Genomic DNA, 5,008 nt, shown 5'->3' with positions numbered 1-5,008 from the left:
CGCGCCGACTGCCCAGGCCTTCGCCGGCGCGCCCAGCAAGGCGACCGACGCGCCGGAGCCGTCCGAGGCGGCCAAGCCCGCCGCCATGAAGGTGGACACCGCCCCCGCCGCGGCGTCGGGCGGCCCGAACTTCCGCTGGCCGGTGCGCGGCCGCGTGGTGTCGAACTTCGGCTCCAAGGCGAGCGGCGTCACCAATGACGGCATCAACCTCGCGGTGCCGGAAGGCACCGAGGTCAAGGCCTCCGACGACGGCGTGGTGGCCTATGCGGGCGACCAGCTGAAGAACTTCGGCAATCTGGTGCTGATCCGCCATTCCAACGGCTGGGTCACGGCCTACGCCCACAACAGCGCGCTGAACGTGAAGCGCGGCGAGACGGTGCGCCGGGGCCAGATCATCGCCAAGTCCGGCTCGTCCGGAAACGTGGCCTCGCCGCAGCTGCACTTCGAGGTGCGCAAGGGCGCCCAGGCGGTGGACCCGATGGACCATCTCGCCGGCATCTGACCGACGCGGTTACGAACGAACAAAAAACCCGGCGTCTCCGCGACGCCGGGTTTTTTCATGCGGCGGGGCCGTTTAGCCTTCGAGGCGGCCCGCCAGATCCTGGATGAACTGCCACGCCACGCGGCCCGAGCGGGCGCCGCGGGTGGTGGCCCATTCCAGCGCGTCCCGGCGCAGCTCGGCGGCATCGACCGTCAGGCCGAGATGGGCCACGTAGCCGTCCACCATGGCGAGATATTCGGCCTGGCTGCAGCGGTGGAAGCCGAGCCACAGGCCGAAGCGGTCGGACAGCGACACCTTCTCCTCCACCGCCTCGCCGGGGTTGATGGCGGTGGAGCGCTCGTTCTCGATCATGTCGCGCGACAGCAGGTGGCGGCGGTTTGAAGTGGCGTAGAGCAGCACGTTGCCGGGCCGCCCCTCCACGCCGCCGTCCAGCACCGCCTTCAGCGACTTGTACGACGTGTCCTCTGCGTCGAAGGAGAGATCGTCGCAGAACAGCAGGAAGCGGTAGGGCGCGCCGCGCAGGAGGCCCATCAGCAGGGGCATCGATTCGATGTCCTCCCGGTGGATCTCGATCAGCTTCAGCCGGGGATGGCCTTCCGCCGTGGCGGTCTCGGCGACGCTCGCATGCGCGGCCTTGACCAGCGAACTCTTGCCCATGCCGCGGGCGCCCCAGAGCAGGGCGTTGTTGGCGGGGCGGCCGCGGGCGAAGCGCAGGGTGTTGGCGAGCAGCTGGTCGCGCACCCGGTCCACGCCCTTGAGCAGGCCGATCTCGACCCGCGACACCTCGGGCACGGGCTGAAGCCGCTTCTCGGCCGCGCTCCAGACGAAGGCGTCCGCCGCGTCGAAATCCGGGAGCGTGGGCGCGGGCGGCGCAAGCCGGTCCAGCGCGTCGGCGATGCGCGCCAGCAGGGCGTCGCGGGTGTCGGTGGCGGGCATGGAGTAGAACGGATCGGACATCGTGGGGATTCGCCTCGAACGCGGGTGGCGCGGAGACCGGGCGAGCCCGGCGCCACCGTGGTTATCCGTCGCGGCGCGGAGCGTCCACAACGCCTGCGGCATGACGGCTCCCACGCTTGCGTTCGTTCGACAAAGGACGAAGCCCGCGCGCCTCCGAGCCGTGATTTGCTTTCGCAAGGGGCGTGGCTATAGTCCGCGCGCTTTCGCCGGGGCGCGCTCCGGTTCTTGTCCGTCAGGTTGAAGCCGGCTCGATCGAGCGAGGCGCGCGACCCACGCCACCGGAGCTCACGATGTTCGTCACCCCCGCCTACGCCCAGGCCGCCTCCGCGGCGCCGAGCGGCACGGATTTCCTGATCCAGCTGCTGCCGTTCCTGCTGATCTTCGTGATCATGTATTTCCTGATCCTGCGGCCGCAGCAGAAGCGGGTGAAGGACCACCGGGAGATGGTGAAGAACGTGCGCCGCGGCGACGTCGTCGTCACCTCCGGCGGCCTGATCGCCCGCGTCACCAAGGTGGTGGACGACGGCGAGGTCGAGATCGAGCTGTCGCCGAACGTGCGCGCGCGCCTCTCGCGCGCCATGATCGCCGAGGTGCGCTCCAAGGGCGAGCCGGTCAAGGCCGAGTCCTGACGCTGTCCGCGCCGGGTTCGCCCGGCGCCCGCACTTGAGAAGGCCGGAAGGCTCATGCTGCATTTCTCGTTCTGGAAGACCGCGGCGGTGCTGGCGCTCTGCGCGCTCGGCGTTCTGTTCGCGCTGCCCAACGTGCTGCCCCAGTCGGTTCGCGACTTCTATCCGAGCTGGTTCCCGGCCCGCACCATCGTGCTCGGCCTCGACCTTCAGGGCGGCTCGCAGCTTCTGCTGGAGGTGGACGGCGAAGAGCTGACGCGCTCCCGCGCGGTCGCCCTGCAGGAGGATGTGCGGCGGCAGATGCGCGAGGCGCGCATCGGCACCAGCGAGATCCGGCTCGACGGCCGCACCGTCTCCGTGACGGTGCGGGACGCAGCCGATCTGGCCAAGGCGCAGGAGCGCCTGCGCACGATCGCCCAGCCGATCAGCAACAGCGTGTTCGGCGCCACCGGCCAGCTCGACATCGAGGTCGGCCAGCGCGGCCAGAACGTCGCCACCGCGACTATGACGGACGCCGGCGTCCAGTCCCGCATCCGTCAGGCGGTGGACCAGTCGCTCGAAGTGGTGCGCCGCCGCGTCGACCAGCTCGGCACGGTGGAGCCCTCGATCCAGCGCCAGGGCGCGAACCGCATCCTGGTTCAGGTGCCGGGTCTCGCCAATCCGGAGCATCTCAAGAGAATTCTCGGCCAGACCGCCAACATGGAGTTCCGGCTGGTGGACACGTCGACCCCGGTGGAGCAGGCGCTGCAGGGCGCGGTTCCGGCCGGGACCGAAGTGCTCTACGAGGAAGAGAACGGCGAGCGCACCCGTCCTTATCTGGTGGAGCGCCGCGCCATCATTTCCGGCGCGGAGCTGACCGACGCCCAGCCGAGCTTCGAGCAGAACACCCGCGAGCCGGTGGTCTCCTTCCGGTTCAACAATCGCGGCGCCCAGGCTTTCGCGGAGGTGACGCGGCAAAACGTGGGCAAGCCCTTCGCCATCGTTCTGGACAACAAGGTGATCTCGGCCCCAACCATTCGCGAGCCGATCACCGGCGGGCAGGGGCAGATCTCCGGCAACTTCACGGTTCAGAGCGCCAACGACCTCGCCGTTCTGCTGCGCGCCGGCGCGCTGCCGGCGCCGCTGGACGTGATCGAGGAGCGTGTGGTCGGCCCCGGCCTCGGGCAGGACTCGATCGAGGCCGGCACCCGCGCCACCTGGGTCTCCGCCGTGTTCGTGGTCATCTTCATGTTCGCGACCTACGGCGTATTCGGCTTCTTCGCCAACGTGGCGCTGACCGTGCACGTGGTGTTCATCTTCGCGCTGATGTCGCTGCTCGGCGCCACGCTGACGCTGCCCGGCATCGCGGGCATCGTGCTCACCATCGGCACCGCGGTCGATTCCAACGTGCTGATCTACGAGCGCATCCGCGAGGAGTTCCGCGCCGGCCGCAGCATGGTCTCGTCGATCGAGGCCGGCTTCAAGCACGCCTTCGCCGTCATCGTGGACTCGAACTCCACCATGGGCATCGCGGCCCTCATCCTGTTCGCGCTGGGCTCCGGTCCGGTGCGCGGCTTCGCGGTGGTCTTCCTGCTCGGCATCCTCACGACCGTGATCACGGCCGTGACCATGACCCGCATGATGATCGCGCTGTGGTACCGGCGCACGCGCCCGACCACGATGCCGTTCTGACCGAAAGCCCGCACCGATGCGTCTGATCCGACTCTTCCCCGACGACAGCAAGTTCCGCTTCGTCCGCTGGCGCTGGCTGAGCTTCCCGTTCTCGGCGGCGATCTCGGTCGCCACCATCATCCTGTTCCTGACGATCGGCCTGAACTTCGGCATCGACTTCACCGGCGGCACGCTGATGGAGCTTCAGGCGAAGAACGGCGTCGCCGACATGGCGTCGGTGCGCGAGAAGGCGCACAGCTTCGACGCTGGCGAGGTGGAGGTGCAGGAGTTCGGCTCCGGCGGGCAGGTCTCCGTGCGCTTCCGCATCCAGCCCGGCGGCGAGCCGGCCCAGAGCGCGCTGGTGAGCAAGGCCCGCACCGCCTTCGAGACCGACTACGAGGTGCGCCGCGTCGAGACGGTGGGGCCGCGCGTCTCCGGCGAGCTGGTGCAGTCCGGCACGCTCGGCGTCGTGCTCGCGATCGTCTCGGTGCTGGTCTACCTGTGGTTCCGCTTCGAGCTGACGCTCGCCATCGGCGCGGTGATCGGCACGCTGCACGACATCGTGCTCACGGTCGGCTTCTTCATCATCACCCGCGAAGAGTTCAACATGACCTCCATCGCGGCGATCCTGACCATCGTCGGCTATTCGCTGAACGAGACGGTGGTGGTGTTCGACCGCACCCGCGAACTGCTGCGGCGCTACAAGAACATCCCGACCGAGGAGCTGCTGGACATCTCCATCAACTCCACCATGTCGCGCACCATGATGACCGCCACCACCACGGCGCTGTCGCTGCTGGCGCTGGTGCTGTTCGGCGGGCAGGCCATCCAGGGCTTCGCCAACGTTATGCTGTTCGGCGTGGTGATCTGCACCTATTCGGCGATCTTCGTGTCCTCGCCCATGCTGATCTATCTCGGCCTGAAGACCTCGGGCCGGGCGGCGGCGGACGAGAAGGCCGAGGCCCAGGCGCGCGCGACCAAGGCGCGGGCCTGACCCGCGCGGAGCCGGGCGTCGGCATGGAGGACGGGCGGCATCTGCCGGGCGCCCATCTGATCGACGCCTATGGCGGCGGCGGGTTCCGCTTCGCGGACCTGTCCCACCGGGGCTCGCTGCTCTGCCTGCCGTCGGGCATGTGGGCCTGGCCCTACGCCGCGGCCCGCGATCTGGATGAGGCGGCCTTCGCCCGGGTGCTGGCGGAGGCGGACGCGATCGACACCCTGCTGTTCGGCGCGGGCGCCGACATCGCGCAGCCGCCCGCCGCGGTGCGCGCGG

Annotated in this window: 6 protein-coding genes; 5 read left to right on the top strand and 1 reads right to left on the bottom strand. The window is 69.3% G+C overall.

Going from position 1 to position 5,008, the window contains the following annotated elements; all coding sequences use genetic code 11:
• Nucleotides 1–502, top strand: a 502-nt coding sequence (locus ACFQ4O_RS14945; RefSeq protein WP_378776716.1) for a murein hydrolase activator EnvC family protein, incomplete at its 5' end; no start/stop codon positions are given.
• Between the two features lie 72 nt (nucleotides 503–574).
• Here the strand turns inward: ACFQ4O_RS14945 and ACFQ4O_RS14940 are convergent.
• On the bottom strand, nucleotides 575–1,459 hold the full coding sequence (locus ACFQ4O_RS14940) for an ATP-binding protein (RefSeq protein WP_378776714.1): 885 nt from the start codon (nucleotides 1,457–1,459) through the stop codon (nucleotides 575–577).
• A 290-nt stretch (nucleotides 1,460–1,749) separates the two neighbouring features.
• Between ACFQ4O_RS14940 and yajC the strand changes: the two genes are divergently transcribed.
• The 4 genes from yajC to ACFQ4O_RS14920 all read left to right on the top strand — a co-directional run.
• A complete protein-coding gene (gene yajC / locus ACFQ4O_RS14935; RefSeq protein ID WP_378776712.1) occupies nucleotides 1,750–2,088 on the top strand; it encodes a preprotein translocase subunit YajC in 339 nt (112 codons plus the stop codon).
• Nucleotides 2,089–2,142: 54 nt separating this feature from the next.
• Nucleotides 2,143–3,756 (top strand): protein translocase subunit SecD, encoded by a 1,614-nt coding sequence (gene secD / locus ACFQ4O_RS14930; RefSeq protein ID WP_378776710.1) that lies wholly within the window; start codon nucleotides 2,143–2,145, stop codon nucleotides 3,754–3,756.
• 16 nt (nucleotides 3,757–3,772) lie between these two features.
• The gene (gene secF, locus ACFQ4O_RS14925) at nucleotides 3,773–4,729 is read left to right on the top strand and encodes a protein translocase subunit SecF (RefSeq protein ID WP_378776708.1); all 957 of its coding nucleotides are present in this window, start codon (nucleotides 3,773–3,775) and stop codon (nucleotides 4,727–4,729) included.
• Between the two features lie 23 nt (nucleotides 4,730–4,752).
• Nucleotides 4,753–5,008 (top strand): Mth938-like domain-containing protein (locus tag ACFQ4O_RS14920; protein ID WP_378776706.1); only part of this gene is annotated, 256 nt, incomplete at its 3' end.

The sequence above is a fragment of the Methylopila musalis genome (genome assembly GCF_042679725.1).
In the GTDB taxonomy this organism is placed as follows: Bacteria; Pseudomonadota; Alphaproteobacteria; order Rhizobiales; family Methylopilaceae; genus Methylopila; species Methylopila musalis.
This window is presented reverse-complemented; position numbering and strand designations above follow the sequence as displayed.